Raw genomic sequence first — 14,785 nt, 5'->3', positions numbered from 1 at the left:
AATAGGGTGTTAGGCACATCACACGATGCCGCCGCTGCCGCCGGCAACCGCCGGGCGTTCCGCCGCGACCTTGGCGCGGTAGCCAGCTTCGCGATAGGCGGCGACGGGATCGACGGCGCCGCCGGTGTTCAGCCGCGCCATGGCCAGGATCGGCTCGACATCTGTGCGATAGGCTGCCTTCAATGTCTGCGTCGCCATCAGCGCGTCATTGCCGTCCTGGAAGCCTTCGAGCGCCTTGCGGTCGACCAGCAACGCCTGCGCATAGGCGCGCTGCACCTCGACCGCCGACAGCATCAGGCTTTCGATCGGATCGGTGACATTGTGGCTCTGGTCGAGCATGTGGGCCGGGTCGAAACCCTCGACGCCCGACAGTTCGGCGTCGACCAATTCGTTGAAGACGAGGAATAGCCGGTAGGGATCGATCGAGCCCGCATCGAGGTCGTCGTCGCCATATTTGGAATCGTTGAAGTGGAAGCCACCGAGTTTTTTGAACTGGATCAACCGCGATACGATCATCTCGATGTTGACGTTGGGAGCGTGGTGACCGAGGTCGACCAGGCAGAACGCCTTGTCGCCCAATTCCTTGGCGATCATGTAGTTGGTGCCCCAGTCCTGCACGACCGTCGAATAGAAGGCCGGCTCATACATCTTGTGCTCGGTGAACAGCTTCCAGTCGGCGGGCAGTCCGGCATAGACCTCCCTCATGGCGTCGAGGTAGCGTTCGAAGGCCTTGGCGAAATTGACCTGGCCGGGAAAATTCGAGCCGTCGCCGATCCATACGGTCAGCGCCTTGGAGCCCAGCGTCCTGCCGATCTCGATGCATTCGAGATTGTGCTCGACCGCTTGCCGGCGGGTGCCGGCATCGGCATGCGACAGCGAGCCGAATTTGTAGGACAGCTTCTGGTCCCTGGCGTCGGAGAAGGTGTTGGAATTCATGGCGTCGAAGCCGAGGCCGAAGCGTGAGGCCGCCTGCTTCAGCCGGTTCGGATCGGCCTTGTCCCACGGAATATGCAGCGAGACGGTCGGCGTCGCCCGCGTCAACTGGCTGATGACGGCGCAATCCTCGATCTTGTCGAAGATATCGCGCGGCTCGCCGGCGCCGGGAAACCGGGCAAAGCGGGTGCCCCCGGTGCCGACGCCCCAGGACGGGATGGCCACGGCGAATTTCTCGACTTTGGCGCGGATGACGTCGATGGCGATGCCGCGACGTTCAAGGCGTTCGCCGAGCGAGGCATAGTCGCGCTCGAGGCCGGCCTTGCGGGCGGCGTTGCTCTTTTCGATGACGTCGGCGGAGATGATCAATTCGGACAATGCACTTCCTCCCAAGACTACGTTCGGCTGACGCCGCCCCTCATCCGCCCTTCGGGCACCTTCTGCCCGTAAAACGGAAGGGAAGCGCGCCTAGCGCGTAAAACTTTGCGCGTTGCCGGCGTCGACGTTGATGATGTTGCCGGTCGACTTGGCCGACATGTCGGAGGCAAAGAAATAGATCGCCTCGGCGATGTCTTCGGGAAACACGGAACGCTTCAGCATCGAGCGCGAGCGGTAATGCTCCTCGAGGTCGTCGGTCGACATCTTGTAGGCAGCGGCGCGCTGTTCCTTCCACTCGCCGGTCCAGATCTTCGAGCCGCGCAATACGGCATCCGGATTGACGACATTCACCCGGATCTGCGCCTCCGCGCCTTCCAGCGCCAGACAGCGCGCGAGATGGATCTCCGCCGCCTTGGCGGTGCAATAGGCGGCGGCGTTGGGCGAGGCGGCAAGGCCGTTCTTGGAGGCGACGAAGATGACGTTGCCGCCAATTTTCTGCACCCTGAACAGCCGGAAGGCTTCCCGCGAGACCAGGAAATAGCCGGTCGATAGTATGTCCATGTTCTTGTTCCACAGCGCCAGCGTGGTTTCCTCGATCGGCGCCGAGGAGGCGAGCCCCGCATTGGAGACCAGGATGTCGATGCCGCCGAACTCGACCGCCGTCTCGGCAAAGCCGGAGACGACCTGGTCCTCGGAGGTGACGTTGATGACCACCGGGCGGACGAAATCGTTGCCATAGGCCTTGGCCAGTTCCTCATTGGCGCTGGCCAGTGCCGCCTCGTCGATGTCGGCCAGCACCACGCAGGCGCCTTCACGCAGCAGCCGGTTGGCGGTCGCGCGGCCGATGCCGCCGGCGCCGCCGGTGACCAGCGCGATCTGGCCGGCAAGCGACTTCGGCTTCGGCATGCGCTGCAGCTTCAGGTCCTCGAGCAGCCAGTACTCGATGTCGAAGGCTTCCTGGGCCGGCAGGCCGACATAGGAGGAGACGGTCGAGGCGCCGCGCATGACATTGATGGCGTTGACATAGAACTCGCCGGAGATGCGCGCGGTCGCCTTGTCGCCGGCGAAGGTGAACATGCCAACGCCGGGCATCAGGTAGACCACCGCGTTCGGGTCGCGGATGGCGGGCGAGTCCGGATGCTTGCAGCTGTCGTAATAGGCCTGATAGCCGACACGATATTCGGCGACGTCGTCGGCGAGGCGCGCGATCACCGCATCGACATCAGGCTTGGCCGGATCGAACTCGATGACCAGCGGCCGGATCTTGGTGCGCAGGAAATGGTCCGGGCATGAGGTGCCAAGTGCGGCCAGCGGTCGCAGATCCCTCGAATTAACGAATTCGAGCACGGCGGGTGAATCGTCGAAGTGGCCGAGCTTGTGGCTCTTTTCCGAGATCAGGCCGCGAATCCTGGGCATCAGCTTCGCCGCGATGGCGCGGCGGGCGGCAGCGTCGAGCGACTTGACCATTTCACCGCCGAAGATGGCCACCCCCTCGGAGCGGCGCTCGAACCACTCGATCGCCTGATTGATCACCGAGATCGTCGTCTCGTAGCATTCCTTGGGCGTGTCGCCCCAGGTGAACAGGCCGTGGCTTTCGAGGATGACGCCTTTCGCGGTGGGGTTCTCGAGGCAGAACTTCTCCAGCCACAGGCCAAGTTCGAAGCCCGGCCGCTTCCACGGCAGCCAGCCGATGGCGTCGCCGAAGATTTCCTTGGTCAGCGCCCTGGAATCCTTCGCCGCGGCAATGGCGATGATGGCGTCGGGATGCATGTGATCGACGAAAGGCTTCGGCACATAGGCGTGCAGCGGAGTGTCGATCGAGGCCGCGCGCGGATTGAGGTTGAAGGTGCAGTGGGGCAGATATCCCACCATCTCGTCCTCATGTTCGACGCCGCGATAAAGGCCTTTCAGCGCGCGCAACTTGTCCATGTAGAGGGTGGCGAAACCGTCAAGCTTGATCGAGGCGCTGTCGCCACCTGAGCCCTTGACCCACAGCACCTCGACAATCTCGCCCGAGAGCGGGTCTTTCTGCCGGATCTTGGAAGATGTGTTGCCGCCACCATAATTGGTGACGCGCTTGTCGGAACCCAGTGTGTTCGAGCGATAGACCAGAAGCTCGGGGTCGCTCATCCCCTTGGCCTTCGCATCATCCCAAAGATTGGCGAGGCGCGAGCCGGAGCGCTTGTCGAGCATGGATATCCTCCCTGGGACGCAAAAAGCCGCAGTCCATTTTGCCGGGAATGTCTACGCAAGCGCCTTGCTTGTCAATCACAAACGGTCAATATCGATCATATTGCACTGCACAATGAAATTATATGATCGGAAATGATTGACACTGCTCGTTTTGAGTGCCTAGATGGCCAGGCAGGGAGGAACCATGCACGAAAAAGAGCGCCACAGGATCATTCTGTCCGCCGTCCAGGAAAAACCTGTGGTGACGGTGCAGGAAATGGTCGACCTGACGGAGTCCTCCGAGGCGACGATCCGGCGCGACATCGCTGCTCTGCATGTCCAGAAGCGCCTGCGCCGGGTGCGCGGTGGCGCCGAGGCAATCTCGCCGCCACAGTTCATCGGCCTGGCTGGCCGGCCCTTTTCCGTCAACGAAACGATCAATGCTTCGCAGAAGCGGGCGATCGCTCGCGAAGCGGTCGAATTGTGCGGGGATGGCGAGCCGATCATCATCAATGGTGGCACCACCACCTTCCAAATGGTGCATTTCCTGACCGGCCGCCGTATGCCGATCTTCACCAATTCGTTCCCGATCGCCGAGCATCTGCTCAAGCATTCCAAGAACACGGTGATGCTGTCGGGCGGCACCATTTACCGCGAGCAGAACATCATCCTCTCGCCCTTCGACAATGACGTGACGCGCAATTTCTATGCGCGCCGCATGTTCATGGGCGCGCAGGGGCTTGGGCCACTCGGGCTGATGGAAGGCGATCCGCTGCTGATACAGGCGGAGCAGAAGCTGATCGACCAGGCCGACGAGCTGGTGGTGCTGGTCGATTCCTCGAAATTCCGCAAACGCTCCAGCCTGATCCTGTGCGGCCTGTCGCGCATCGCCACCGTCATCACCGATGACGGCATCGAGGATCGCGAGGCCAAGATGCTGGAAACCGCCGGCGTGACGCTGATCGTCGCCCGCAAATCGGCAAAGGAAGAATCTTCACTGCAGGCCTGAGACGCGCCCGCAGCGGTGATGGAATGCAACGCAAAAAGGGAGGATATACGATGAGCTTTCTGAAGAAATTGATGGTGACGGCCGCGTTCTCGGCCGCCATGTTCGTGAATGCCGCCTATGCCGAGAACGTCAAGATCGCGCTGGTGGTGAAGTCGCTCGGCAACGGCTTCTTCGATGCCGCCAACAAGGGCGCCGAAGAGGCGGCCAAGGAACTCGGCGATGTCGACATCATCTACACCGGCCCGACCAAGGCGACCGCCGAAGCGCAGATCGAAGTGGTCAACTCGCTGATCGCCCAGAAGGTCAACGCGATCGCGATTTCGGCCAATGACGCCGACGCGCTGGTACCGGTGCTGAAGAAGGCCATGGAGCGCGGCATCACCGTCATCTCCTGGGATTCGGGCGTCGCCAAGGAAGGTCGCCAGCTTCACCTCAACCCGTCCGACACCGGCCTGATCGGCGAGACCATCATCAAGCTCGCCGCCGACTATCTGCCGGAAGGCGGCGACGTCGCCATCCTGTCGGCCTCCTCGACCGCCACCAACCAGAACGCCTGGATCGACGCGGCCAAGAAGATCCTGCCGGAGAAGTTCCCCAAGATCAAACTGGTCGCGACCGTCTATGGCGATGATGACTCCGCAAAAAGCACGGACGAGGCCAAGGGCTTGTTGAAGTCCTATCCTAACCTCAAGGCGATCATCGCGCCGACCACCGTCGGCGTCGTTGCCGCCGCCCAGGTCGTCACCGACGAGAACCTGATCGGCAAGGTCAATGTCACCGGCTTGGCGCTGCCGTCGGAGTTCAAGAAGTTCATCGACAACGGCGCCAGCCAGGCGGTTGCGCTCTGGAACCCGATCGACCTCGGCTACTCCGCCGTCTACCTCGCCCACGACCTGGCGGTGAAGAAGGAAGAGGCCAAGCCCGGCGCGACGCTGTCGATCGGCCGCGTCGGCAAGGTCACGCTCGACGACACCAACTCGGCTGCGATGGCTCCGCCCTTCCAGTTCGACAAGAGCAACATCGAGAAGTTCTCCAAGATCTATTGATCTCGGACGCTCTCAAGCTGTCGCGGCGGGGCTCACGTCCCGCCGCGACTTTAAACGGACCTTGTTTCAGGGCTTGATACCACCATGGACACGACAGCCCAACACGGCACGGTGAAGGAGGGACCAGAGGCCTCCATGCCACGCCTGACGCTGTCCGGCATCTCGAAGAGCTTTCCCGGCGTGCGCGCGCTGCACGATGTCAGCCTGTCGCTCTATCCGGGCCAGGTGACCGCATTGATCGGCGAAAACGGCGCCGGCAAGTCGACGCTGGTCAAGATCATGACCGGCATCTACCAGCCGGACGCCGGCACGATCAGCATCGACGGCCAGGCGGTCACCTTGCCCAGCGCGCATGCCGCCTTCGGCCATGGCGTCACCGCCATCCATCAGGAAACCGTGCTGTTCGACGACCTGACGGTCGCTGAAAACATCTTTCTCGGCCATGCGCCGCGCTCGCGCTTCGGTACCATCGACTGGCGCACGATGCGCAAGAATGCCCGCGAAGTGCTGGACACCATGCATGCCGGCCATATCGACGCCGACGCGCGGCTGAAGGACCTCGGCATCGCTAACAAGCATCTGGTCGCCGTGGCCCGCGCCATGTCGATCGACGCCCAGATCGTCATCATGGACGAGCCGACCGCCGCGCTCTCGATGAAGGAGATCGAGGAGTTGTTCCTGCTGATCGAGTTCCTCAAGAGCGAAGGCAAGGCGATCCTGTTCATCAGCCACAAGTTCGACGAGATCTACCGCATCGCAGACCGCTACACGGTGTTCCGCGACGGCGAGATGGTCGGTGAAGGCCTGATCAGGGATGCCGGCCAGAGCCAGATCGTGCGCATGATGGTTGGCCGTTCGGTCGATCATATATTCCCGCAGCGGAAGGCCGAGATCGGCGCGCCGGTGCTTTCCGTCGCCGGCCTGTCGCATCCGACCGAGTTCCACGACATCGGCTTCGAACTGCACAAGGGCGAGATCCTCGGCTTCTACGGCCTTGTCGGCGCCGGGCGCTCAGAGGTGATGCAGGCGATATCGGGCATCACCCGCACGTCAGGCGGCACGATCACGCTGGACGGCAAGGTGATCGCGCCGAAATCGGCGGCTGACTCGATCGAGGCCGGCATCGTCTATGTGCCGGAAGAACGCGGCAAGCAGGGCGTGGTGATCGGCCTGCCGATCGTCCAGAACGTCTCGCTGCCGTCGCTCAAGCGCACATCCAAATCCGGCCTGCTGCGCTTGTCGGAAGAATTTTCACTTGCCCGCTCCTACACCGAGCGCCTCGATCTGCGGGCGTCCTCGCTCAGCCAGGACGTCGGCACGCTGTCGGGCGGCAACCAGCAGAAGATCGTCATCGCCAAATGGCTGGCGACCGCGCCAAAAGTAATCATCCTGGACGAACCGACCAAGGGCATCGACATCGGCTCCAAGGCCGCCGTGCACGGCTTCATGGCCGAACTGGTAGCGCAGGGCCTGTCAGTGATCATGGTGTCGTCGGAACTGCCGGAGATTCTCGGCATGTCGGACCGGGTCGTGGTCATGCGTGAGGGTCTTGTCGCGGCGGTCTATGACAACAAGGACCTGGACGCCGAAACGCTGGTGCGGACGGCAGCGGGGATCGCGGCATGAAGGCTTTCCTAAAATATCGCGAAATCTGGCTGGCTGCCGCCATCATCGCGCTGATCGGACTGATCTCGACGCGTTTTCCCGCCTTTGCCGACCCCGGCAATCTGCGCCAGGTGTTCAACGACACCTCGATCCTGATGATCCTGGCGTTCGGCCAGATGGTCGTCATCCTGACCCGGTCGATCGACCTGTCGATGGCCTCGAACCTCTGCTTCACCGGTATGGTGGTGGCGATGCTGAACGCCGCGCATCCGGCAATCCCGATCCCCCTGCTGATCGTCATTGCACTGCTGGTCGGGCTGGTGCTGGGCGCCATCAACGGCTTGCTGGTGTGGCGACTGAACATCCCTTCCATCGTGGTGACATTGGGCACGCTCACCATCTATCGCGGCGCCACCTTCGTGCTGTCAGGCGGCGCCTGGGTGAATGCCGACAAGATGAGCCCTGACTTCATCGGCTTCCAGCGCGCGGCCTTCTTCGGCATTCCGGTGCTGTCGTGGATCGCCATCCTGGTCATCGCGCTGTTCTTCGTGTTGATGACGCGCACCGCGCTCGGCCGCTCGATCTACGCCATCGGCGTCAATCCAACGGCGTCGGTCTATACCGGCATCGATGTCGGCCGCACGAAATTCATCGTCTTCTGCATCTCCGGCATGATCGGCGGCCTTGCCGGCTATCTCTGGATCTCGCGCTACGTCATCGCCTCGGTCGAGGTCGCCAACGGCTACGAGCTCAACATCATCGCCGCGTGCGTCATCGGCGGTATCTCGATCGCCGGCGGCATCGGCTCGGTCGGCGGCGCGGTGCTGGGGGCGCTGTTCCTCGGCATCATTTCCAACGCGCTGCCGGTCATCAACATCTCGCCCTTCTGGCAGATGGCGATTTCGGGGAGCGCCATCATTCTCGCCGTCGTGCTGAATGCTCGTGGCGAACGCCAGCAAGGCCGCATCATATTGAGAAAAGTGGAGGCGGTGACATGACCGACATCCCTGCCCCACGCCATATTCCCGACCGGCTCGACAAACCGCTGCGCTCGGCCATCTTCTCGTGGGAGTCGCTGCTGGTCGTGGTGGCCGCCGCCATCTTCGCCATCAACAGCTTTGCCTCGCCCTATTTCCTCGACCCCTATTCGCTGTCGGACCTGACTTTCAATTTCACCGAGAAGGGCCTGATCGCCTTTGCCATGGCGCTGTTGATCATTTCCGGCGAGATCGACCTGTCTGTGGCCGCAATCATAGCGCTCGCCTCGACCATGATGGGCATGGCGGTGCAGGCGGGTGCGGGCACGCCGGAGCTGGTGGCGATCGGCATCCTCGTCGGGCTTGGCTGCGGTGCCTTCAACGGACTGTTGGTGACAAGGCTCGGCTTGCCCTCCATCGTCGTCACCATCGGCACGATGAGCCTGTTTCGCGGCATCGCGTTCATCATCCTCGGCGACCAGGCCTACAAGGGCTATCCCGAAAGTTTCGCGTTCTTCGGCCAGGGCTACGTCTGGTGGGTGGTGTCGTTCGAGCTGGTGCTCTTCCTTGTCGCGGCCGTCGTCTACTGGTTCCTGTTGCACCGCACGAGTTTCGGCCGCCGCGTCTTTGCCATCGGCAACAATCCGGTGGCGGCGCAGTTTTCGGGCGTGCGCGTGGGTCGTATCAAATTCATCCTGTTCTGCCTGACCGGGCTGATGTCGGGCATCGCCTCGGTGCTGATCACCTCGCGGCTCGGCTCGACCCGCCCGTCGATCGCGCAGGGCTATGAGCTCGAAGTCATCACCATGGTGGTGCTCGGCGGGGTCAGCATTCTGGGTGGCGCCGGCAGCATTGTCGGCGTCGTACTCGCCGCCTTCATCATGGGGCTGGTGACTTTCGGGCTCGGCCTGCTCAACGTGCCTGGCATCGTCATGTCGATCTTCATCGGCCTGCTCTTGATCATCGTCATCGCGCTGCCGATCGTCTGGCGCCGGCTGCGTGGTAACAGCTGATGCCCGAGAAATATGCGTTCAAGATGCGGCTCAAGCCCGGCATGAAAGCCGAGTACAAAAAGCGCCACGACGAGATCTGGCCATCACTGGTCGAGTTGCTGAAGCAGGCCGGCGTTTCCGATTATTCCATCCATCTCGACGAGGAGACCAACATCCTGTTCGGCGTGCTGTGGCGGCGCGACGACCATGTCATGGGCGAGCTGCCGAAGCATCCGGTGATGCAGCGCTGGTGGGCTCACATGGCCGACATCATGGAGACGAAGCCGGACAACGAGCCGCTGGCCGTGTCCCTGGAAACCGTGTTCCATATGGCATGAGTGCTCCGCGCCATATCGCCGTCATCGATATCGGCAAGACCAATGCCAAGGTGGCGTTGGTCGACCTCGGCACGTTGAGCGAGGTGGCGTTGCGCCGCATGGCCAACGCGCCGGCGCGGCAGGCGCCCTACCCGCATCACGATGTCGAGGCGCTGTGGACCTTTATTCTCAACAGCCTTGCCGACCTCAACCGCGAGCAGCGCATCGACGCCATCTCGATCACCACCCACGGCGCGACCGGCGCGCTGGTCGACGCTTCGGGTGAACTCGTTTTGCCCGTCCTCGACTATGAGTTCGACGGCCCCGACAGGCTGGCTGCCGACTATGACGCGATCCGCCCGCCCTTCTCTGAAACCGGCACGCCGCGCCTGCCGCTCGGCCTCAATCTCGGCGCGCAGTTCTTCTGGCTTGAGAAGCGTTTTCCGGTGGAATTCGCCAGGGCCGCCGCGATGCTGATGTATGCGCAATACTGGGCGCTGCGGCTGACCGGCGTCGCCGCCAACGAGGTGACATCGCTTGGCTGCCACACCGATATGTGGAACCCTTGGGGCGGCGATTTCTCATCAATGGTCGACAGTCTGGGCTGGCGTAGCCTGATGGCGCCGGTGCGGCCTGCCGGGGAGCGGCTTGGCCCTATCCTGCCGGTGCTTGCCGAGCGCACCGGCCTTGATCCGCAAACGCCTGTCTTCTGCGGCCTGCACGATTCCAACGCCTCGCTGCTGCCGCACCTTCTGTCCGACACGCCGCCCTTCTCCGTCGTATCGACCGGCACCTGGGTGGTGTCGATGGCTGTGGGTGGCAAGATGGTGGATCTCGATCCGGCGCGCGACACGCTGGTCAATGTCAATGCGCTGGGCCATCCCGTGCCGTCGGCCCGCTTCATGGGTGGCCGCGAATTTTCCATGCTGACATCAGACAGGCCGCTGGATTGCAGCGGCAGCGATGTGCTGGCGGTCCTGACAAGAAAGATGCTGCTGCTGCCGTCGACCCAGCAGGGATCGGGACCCTTCCCGCACCATGAAGCGACATGGCTTGACGCCGACGGCATCGGCAAGGGAGAGCGCTTCGCCGCCATCTCGTTCTATCTGGCGCTGATGACGGCGACCTGCCTCGACCTGATCGGCGCCGACGGCCCGACCATTGTCGAGGGTCCCTTCGCCCGCAACAGCCTGTTTGTCGGCATGCTGGCGGCGGCGACAATGCGCACCGTCATCGCTTCGGAAGCAGCCACGGGCACGAGCATCGGCGCGGCATTGCTGGCATCGGATCAAGTTGCGATGCGTGGCAAGGGCGAGCGGCTCGAGCCGCCGGCGGATCCGGTCTGGGCCAGCTATGTCAGCGCGTGGCGTGCAGCGGTCGACACGCGGTCCTGATCACAAGATGCGCCTGCCAAAGACCGACAGGATTTGCGGTCCCGGCATCCTTATCCCTGGTAGACCAGCCCTTGCGGATCGATCTCCGGCTTGCGACCGGCGACGAGGTCGGTGATCAACTTCCCGGAACCGCAAGCCAGGGTCCAGCCAAGATGGCCGTGGCCGGTATCGAGATAGAGGTTGCTGTACTTCGCCCGGCCGAACACCGGGACGGAATTGGGCATCATCGGCCTCAGTCCTGCCCAGAGAAGCGCCTTTTTCTCGTCGAAGGCTCCGGGGAAAAGGTCTTTGCTGGTTTTCAGGATCGAGTTGAAGTCGCGCGGTTTGAAGGTGCGGTCAAAGCCGGTGAACTCCGCGGTCGACGACATCCTTAGCCGGTTGCCGAGACGCGAATAGGCAAGAAGCTGATCTTCATCCGCCCCGCCCATGGTCGGCCCCCTGAACTCATCCTCAAGCGGCACCGTCATCGTATAGCCCTTCACCGGATAGACCGGCAGGTCGATGCCGTAACGGCGGCCGAGCAGTCCGCTTTCCGGGCCCATGGAAATGACAACGGCATCAGCCGCCACCGGGCCGGCCGATGTCATGACGGCGCGAACCCTGTCGCCATCGATGTCGAGGCCAGTCACCGTTGTGCCGAACAGGAAATTGACGCCGAGCTTTTCAGCGGCGTAAGCGGCCAGCTTGTCGGCGAACTGCTTGGAATCGCCTGTCTGGTCTATCGGCGAATAGACGCCACCGGCAATCTTTTCCTTCACGGCGGCAAGGCCTGGCTCGAGCTCAACCAGACGCTCGCGGCCGACGATCTCGATCGGCAGGCCATGTTCCGCAAGGAAGCGGTAGTTGTCGGTGCCGGAGTCGAGGCTCTTCTGCGAGCGAAAGAAATAGACGATACCGCGTTTGCGTTCATCGTAGTGGATGCCGGTCTGCTCGGAAACGGCATTGATGCAATCGCGTGAATACAGAGCGAGCCGCAGTTTGACCCGCGTGTTGGCGCGCATGCGCGCCACGGTGCACTCACGCAGGAAGCGCAGGCTCCAGGCATAGAAATAGGGATCGAGGGTCGGCCTGACCTTGATGCCGAGTTCATGGTTCCAGAGCCCGCGAAGGAAGGTCTTCAACGCCGACGGAGAAGCCCAGGCGGTTGCATCGCCCGGCGAAACCAGGCCCGCATTCGACTGGCTGGTGCCGCGCGCCGCGGCCTCATGGCGTTCGATGACGGTCACCTCGTGCCCGTCGCTGGCAAGAAAATAAGCAGCCGCCGTGCCAACGACACCGGCTCCCAGCACCAATACCTTCATTCCGCCCCCACGGGATCAAACCGGGCGCCACGCCACGCGTCGCGTCGACCTGTCCTCAATAGCGTTTCCCGGCAAGGCGTGCGAGCCCTTGGCCCAACAGCTCGCCGGTTCAGCCCCTCGCGGAGTTCTTGCCGGTCAGGATGCGCTCCCAGGCAAGCGCATCGGCAACGATCTGGTCGAGGTCGTCACGTTGCGGGGTCCAGCCGAGTTCGGCTCGCGCGAGATCCGAATTGGCGACCACCGCAGCCGCGTCGCCGGGACGCCGGGCACCCATCTTCACTTCGAAATCGCGGCCAAAGGCGCGCCGAACGCTTTCAATCACCTCGAGCACCGAATAGCCGTGGCTGTAGCCGCAATTGGCGACAAGGCTCGGTCCCCCGGCGCGCAGCCGTTGCAGGGCCAAGCGATGCGCCGCCGCCAGGTCGCTGACATGGATATAATCACGCATGCAGGTGCCGTCGGGGGTCGGATAATCGGTGCCGAAGACCTGCATGAAGGGACGCTTGCCAAGCGCGGTCTCGCAGGCGACCTTGATCAGATGGGTGGCGCCCGGCGTCGATTGGCCGGTGCGGCCCTTCGGGTCGGCGCCGGCGACGTTGAAGTAGCGCAGCGCCGTATAGCGGATGTCATGCGCGAGGCCGGCATCGCGCAGCATCCATTCGCTCATCAGCTTGGACAGGCCATAGGGCGACTCCGGCGCCAGGCGGGCATCCTCGCGCACCGGCTCGAGCCCGGCGCCGCCATAGACGGCGGCGGTCGAGGAAAAGATGAAATGCGGCACACCCTCGCGCACCGCGGTTTCGATCAGCGTGCGCGTCTTCGAAGTGTTGTTCTCGTAGTAGGCGAGAGGATCGGCGACCGATTCCGGAACCACGATGGAACCGGCGAAATGGATGATCGCGTCGACCTTGTTATCCCTGATGATCGATCCGACCAGGTCCTCGTCGGCGACATCGCCGACGACCAGCTTTGCCTCCGGCGCCACCGCCCATTCGAAGCCGGTCGAAAGCCGGTCGAGAACCACCACGCTTTCGCCGGCATCCAGCAATTCCCAGACCATGTGGCTGCCGATATAGCCGGCGCCGCCTGTCACCAAAACCGTCATCCGCGACCTCGCTTACCCAAGATTTATTGGAAACTGTCTCAACAACCGCCTTACTGGAAAGCCTAACAGATGGCCATTAGAACCCTTGGTAACCGGCATTCACTTGATGTGGCATTGGGCTGAAACAAACGTGATCCACAAGGCGTGCCGTGCAGTGGAATAGGCCACGATCCGTCAGCGTTAGGAACAGGTGCGGGGCGTGGCATTTTGACCAAACCGGCCCGGTGGACGACCAATAGGGCAATGATTATGATCCCGCGCAAAATTGGGAAGCCGACATGAACTACCAGCGGTTCTTCGAAGAAGCGATCGACCAGCTCCATGCGGAGCGTCGCTATCGTGTCTTCGCCGACCTCGAGCGTATAGCGGGGAAGTTTCCGCGCGCCATATGGCGTTCCAATGGCCGCGCCGAGGAAATCACCGTCTGGTGCTCCAACGATTATCTCGGCATGGGCCAGCACCCCGATGTCATCGCCGCGTTCCAGAACGCGGCCGGCAAAATGGGTTCGGGCGCCGGCGGCACCCGCAATATTTCGGGCACCTCCAACCCGCTGGTCGAGCTCGAGCATGAGCTTGCCGACCTGCACGGCAAGGAAGCGGCACTGGTCTTCACCTCCGGCTTCGTCTCCAACGAAGCCTCGATCTCGACCATTGCGCGGCTTTTGCCCAACTGCCTGATCATCTCGGACGAGTTGAACCATGCCTCGATGATAGAAGGCGTGCGGCGCTCGGGCGCCGAGAAGAAGATCTTCCGCCACAATGACATCGCGCATCTGGAAAGCCTGTTGCAGGCGGCGGGACGCGAACGCGCCAAGCTGGTCGTCTTCGAAAGCGTCTATTCGATGGACGGCGACATCGCACCGATCAGAGAGATCGTCGAGCTCGCCGAACGCTACAACGCCATGACCTATATCGACGAGGTCCATGCCGTGGGCATGTACGGCCCACGCGGTGGCGGCATCACCGAGCGCGAGGGCCTGGCCGACCGCATCGACATCATCCAGGGTACGCTGGCCAAGGCGTTCGGCACGCTGGGCGGCTACATCACCGGCACCAGCGCGGTGATCGACGCGGTTCGCTCCTATGCGCCGGGCTTCATCTTCACCACGGCGCTGCCGCCGGCGATCGCCGCCGCCACCACCGCCTCGATCCGTCATCTCAAGCAATCGCAGGCCGAGCGCGACGCGCAGCAGCAGCAGGCGAGCCGGACCAAGCAGATCCTTTCGGCCGTCGGCCTGCCGGTGATGGAGTCGCCAACCCATATCGTGCCGGTGCTGGTCGGCGACCCCGAGCTTTGCAAGATGGCGAGCGACCGGCTGCTTGGCGTGCACGGCATCTACATCCAGCCGATCAATTATCCGACCGTGCCGCGCGGCACCGAGCGGCTGCGCATCACGCCGACGCCGTTCCATTCCGACGCGTTGATCGCGGGATTGCAGGACGCGCTGGTCGAGACATGGGATGCGCTCGGCATCCCCTACGGCTCCGCCGGCCGTCCGCCCGTGGCCAAGAGCGACCGGATCGTGCCTCTGCTGGTACCCAAGTCAGGCGGCTGA

12 protein-coding genes are annotated in these 14,785 nt (G+C 62.9%); 8 read left to right on the top strand and 4 right to left on the bottom strand.

What is annotated here, in order from left to right:
- Positions 1–18 precede the first annotated feature (18 nt).
- Positions 19–1,311, bottom strand: coding sequence for an L-rhamnose catabolism isomerase (rhaI, locus tag A3AU_RS0126075; RefSeq protein ID WP_027055504.1), 1,293 nt, complete (start codon positions 1,309–1,311; stop codon positions 19–21).
- Between the two features lie 90 nt (positions 1,312–1,401).
- A complete protein-coding gene (locus tag A3AU_RS0126070; protein ID WP_027055503.1) occupies positions 1,402–3,504 on the bottom strand; it encodes a bifunctional rhamnulose-1-phosphate aldolase/short-chain dehydrogenase in 2,103 nt (700 codons plus the stop codon).
- Positions 3,505–3,688: 184 nt separating this feature from the next.
- On the opposite strand from A3AU_RS0126070, the gene A3AU_RS0126065 reads away from it, so the two are divergent.
- From A3AU_RS0126065 to A3AU_RS0126035, 7 genes are all read left to right on the top strand, one after another.
- Positions 3,689–4,492, top strand: coding sequence for a DeoR/GlpR family DNA-binding transcription regulator (locus tag A3AU_RS0126065; RefSeq protein ID WP_013897232.1), 804 nt, complete (start codon positions 3,689–3,691; stop codon positions 4,490–4,492).
- Positions 4,493–4,542: 50 nt separating this feature from the next.
- Positions 4,543–5,538, top strand: coding sequence for a rhamnose ABC transporter substrate-binding protein (gene rhaS, locus A3AU_RS0126060; RefSeq protein ID WP_027055502.1), 996 nt, complete (start codon positions 4,543–4,545; stop codon positions 5,536–5,538).
- Positions 5,539–5,622: 84 nt separating this feature from the next.
- Entirely contained in the window at positions 5,623–7,164 is a 1,542-nt protein-coding gene (locus A3AU_RS0126055) for a sugar ABC transporter ATP-binding protein (RefSeq protein ID WP_027055501.1), read from the top strand.
- Positions 7,161–8,141: an ABC transporter permease gene (locus tag A3AU_RS0126050; RefSeq protein WP_027055500.1), complete on the top strand. Its 981-nt coding sequence runs from the start codon at positions 7,161–7,163 to the stop codon at positions 8,139–8,141. The genes A3AU_RS0126055 and A3AU_RS0126050 overlap by 4 nt, the downstream gene beginning before the upstream one ends.
- Complete coding sequence (locus A3AU_RS0126045) at positions 8,138–9,133, top strand: ABC transporter permease (protein ID WP_027055499.1); 996 nt, start codon at positions 8,138–8,140, stop codon at positions 9,131–9,133. The genes A3AU_RS0126050 and A3AU_RS0126045 overlap by 4 nt, the downstream gene beginning before the upstream one ends.
- On the top strand, positions 9,133–9,450 hold the full coding sequence (gene rhaM, locus A3AU_RS0126040) for an L-rhamnose mutarotase (RefSeq protein ID WP_027055498.1): 318 nt from the start codon (positions 9,133–9,135) through the stop codon (positions 9,448–9,450). Before A3AU_RS0126045 ends, rhaM begins: the two co-directional genes overlap by 1 nt.
- A complete protein-coding gene (locus A3AU_RS0126035) occupies positions 9,447–10,823 on the top strand; it encodes an FGGY-family carbohydrate kinase (protein WP_027055497.1) in 1,377 nt (458 codons plus the stop codon). Before rhaM ends, A3AU_RS0126035 begins: the two co-directional genes overlap by 4 nt.
- A 50-nt stretch (positions 10,824–10,873) precedes the next feature.
- Here A3AU_RS0126035 and A3AU_RS0126030 read toward each other — a convergent pair whose 3' ends face one another.
- Together A3AU_RS0126030 and galE are read right to left on the bottom strand one after the other, a co-directional pair.
- Positions 10,874–12,124, bottom strand: coding sequence for a D-amino acid dehydrogenase (locus tag A3AU_RS0126030; RefSeq protein WP_027055496.1), 1,251 nt, complete (start codon positions 12,122–12,124; stop codon positions 10,874–10,876).
- A gap of 109 nt (positions 12,125–12,233) precedes the next feature.
- A complete protein-coding gene (gene galE / locus A3AU_RS0126025) occupies positions 12,234–13,229 on the bottom strand; it encodes a UDP-glucose 4-epimerase GalE (RefSeq protein ID WP_027055495.1) in 996 nt (331 codons plus the stop codon).
- A gap of 278 nt (positions 13,230–13,507) precedes the next feature.
- Between galE and hemA the strand changes: the two genes are divergently transcribed.
- Complete coding sequence (gene hemA / locus A3AU_RS0126020; protein WP_027054424.1) at positions 13,508–14,785, top strand: 5-aminolevulinate synthase; 1,278 nt, start codon at positions 13,508–13,510, stop codon at positions 14,783–14,785.

It is taken from the genome of Mesorhizobium erdmanii USDA 3471, from assembly GCF_000472705.1.
In the GTDB taxonomy this organism is placed as follows: domain Bacteria; phylum Pseudomonadota; class Alphaproteobacteria; order Rhizobiales; family Rhizobiaceae; genus Mesorhizobium; species Mesorhizobium erdmanii.
Note: the sequence above shows the minus strand (reverse complement) of the source record. Positions and strands in the feature narration are given on the sequence as shown.

What these genes read in the sequence shown, in the direction of transcription:
- A3AU_RS0126070 (WP_027055503.1), bottom strand. Translation starts at nt 3,504, where the DNA reads ATGCTCGACAAGCGCTCCGGCTCGCGCCTCGCCAATCTTTGGGATGAT.
- A3AU_RS0126065 (WP_013897232.1), top strand. Translation starts at nt 3,689, where the DNA reads ATGCACGAAAAAGAGCGCCACAGGATCATTCTGTCCGCCGTCCAGGAA.
- rhaS (WP_027055502.1), top strand. Translation starts at nt 4,543, where the DNA reads ATGAGCTTTCTGAAGAAATTGATGGTGACGGCCGCGTTCTCGGCCGCC.
- A3AU_RS0126055 (WP_027055501.1), top strand. Translation starts at nt 5,623, where the DNA reads ATGGACACGACAGCCCAACACGGCACGGTGAAGGAGGGACCAGAGGCC.
- A3AU_RS0126050 (WP_027055500.1), top strand. Translation starts at nt 7,161, where the DNA reads ATGAAGGCTTTCCTAAAATATCGCGAAATCTGGCTGGCTGCCGCCATC.
- A3AU_RS0126045 (WP_027055499.1), top strand. Translation starts at nt 8,138, where the DNA reads ATGACCGACATCCCTGCCCCACGCCATATTCCCGACCGGCTCGACAAA.
- rhaM (WP_027055498.1), top strand. Translation starts at nt 9,133, where the DNA reads ATGCCCGAGAAATATGCGTTCAAGATGCGGCTCAAGCCCGGCATGAAA.
- A3AU_RS0126035 (WP_027055497.1), top strand. Translation starts at nt 9,447, where the DNA reads ATGAGTGCTCCGCGCCATATCGCCGTCATCGATATCGGCAAGACCAAT.
- A3AU_RS0126030 (WP_027055496.1), bottom strand. Translation starts at nt 12,124, where the DNA reads ATGAAGGTATTGGTGCTGGGAGCCGGTGTCGTTGGCACGGCGGCTGCT.
- galE (WP_027055495.1), bottom strand. Translation starts at nt 13,229, where the DNA reads ATGACGGTTTTGGTGACAGGCGGCGCCGGCTATATCGGCAGCCACATG.
- hemA (WP_027054424.1), top strand. Translation starts at nt 13,508, where the DNA reads ATGAACTACCAGCGGTTCTTCGAAGAAGCGATCGACCAGCTCCATGCG.